This is a genomic window from Dactylosporangium sp. NPDC050588 (genome assembly GCF_040654975.1).
GTDB lineage: Bacteria > Actinomycetota > Actinomycetes > Mycobacteriales > Micromonosporaceae > Dactylosporangium > Dactylosporangium maewongense.
Window position 1 is genome coordinate 1 of record NZ_JBFAJA010000238.1, and the last position, 1,322, is coordinate 1,322.

The 1,322-nt window shown below is 70.9% G+C and carries 1 protein-coding gene; it reads left to right on the forward strand.

The annotated features are described in order from the left end of the window. Positions 1-45: 45 nt before the first annotated feature. The coding region (locus AB0I21_RS57490; protein WP_360574540.1) for a non-ribosomal peptide synthetase at positions 46-1,322 on the forward strand (1,277 nt) is incomplete at its 3' end.

The following is a 1,322-nucleotide window of genomic DNA, read 5'->3' on the forward strand; positions in this document are numbered from 1 at the left end:
CCGTCGGGCCGGTTCCGCGCGATCGCGCTGGACGACCCTCGGGTGATGTCCGCGGCTCCGACGCAGCTGCCGGTGGTGACCGGTGGCAACGCCGCGTACGTGATGTACACGTCGGGTTCGACGGGCACCCCGAAGGGTGTCGTCGTCCCGCACCGGGCCGTCGTGCGGCTCGTTCGGGACGCGAGCTTCTTCGAGGTCGGTGTCGGGGATGTGGTGGCGCATCTGGCGTCGGCGTCGTTCGACGCGGCCACGTTCGAGATCTGGGGCGCGTTGCTCAACGGCGCGACCCTTGCGGTGGCGCCGTCCGGTGCGATGTCGACGGCGGAGTTGGGTGGGTTCCTGGCCGAGCATCGGGTGGGGACGCTGTGGATGACCGCGGGCTGGTTCGACCAGGTCGTCGCCGCGGACGTGTCGGTCCTCGCTCCGGTCCGGCACCTCCTCGCCGGTGGTGACGTCCTGTCGCCGGCCACCTGCCAGACGGTGCTTGCGGCGAACCCGGGCCTCCGGCTGTCCAACGGTTACGGGCCCACCGAGAACACCACCTTCTCCGCCGTGCACGTGGTCCGGCCGCAGGACGCCGCCGGTGTCCCGATCGGTGCCCCGATCTCCGGTACCCATGCTTACGTCCTGGACGAGCGTCTCCAGCCGGTGCCGGTCGGGGTGGCCGGTGAGTTGTACGTGGCCGGTGATGGCCTGGCTCGTGGCTATGCCGGCCGACCGGGACTGACCGGCGAGCGGTTCGTGGCGAACCCGTTCGGGGCCGGACGGATGTACCGCACCGGTGACGTCGTGTCGTGGACGGGCGAAGGTGTGCTCGCGTTCGTTGGCCGTGCGGACGAGCAGGTGAAGATCCGTGGGTTCCGGGTGGAGCCGGGTGAGATCGAGGCCGTTCTCGCCGGGCACCGGCAGGTCGCCCAGGTTGCGGTGATCGCCCGTCAGGATACGGCGGGGGAGAAGCGGCTCGTCGCCTATGTCGTGGGCGAGGTCGACGGTCTGCGGGAGTACGTGGCGGACCGGCTGCCGGACTACATGGTGCCGTCGGCGTTCGTTGCGCTGGCGGGCCTGCCGTTGACGGCGAACGGCAAGCTGGACCGGCGGGCGCTGCCGGCACCGGATTTCGCCTCGGCGGCGGGGGCGGGTCGTGGCCCGTCGAACGTGCGGGAAGAGCTGCTGTGCCTGGCGTTCGCCGAGGTCCTGGAGCTTGACCAGGTCGGTGTCGATGACGATTTCTTCACCCTGGGCGGGCACTCGCTGCTCGCGGTGCGGTTGATGAGCCGGGTGCGGGCCGTGTTCGGCGTCGAACTGTCGCTGCGGGCGCTCTT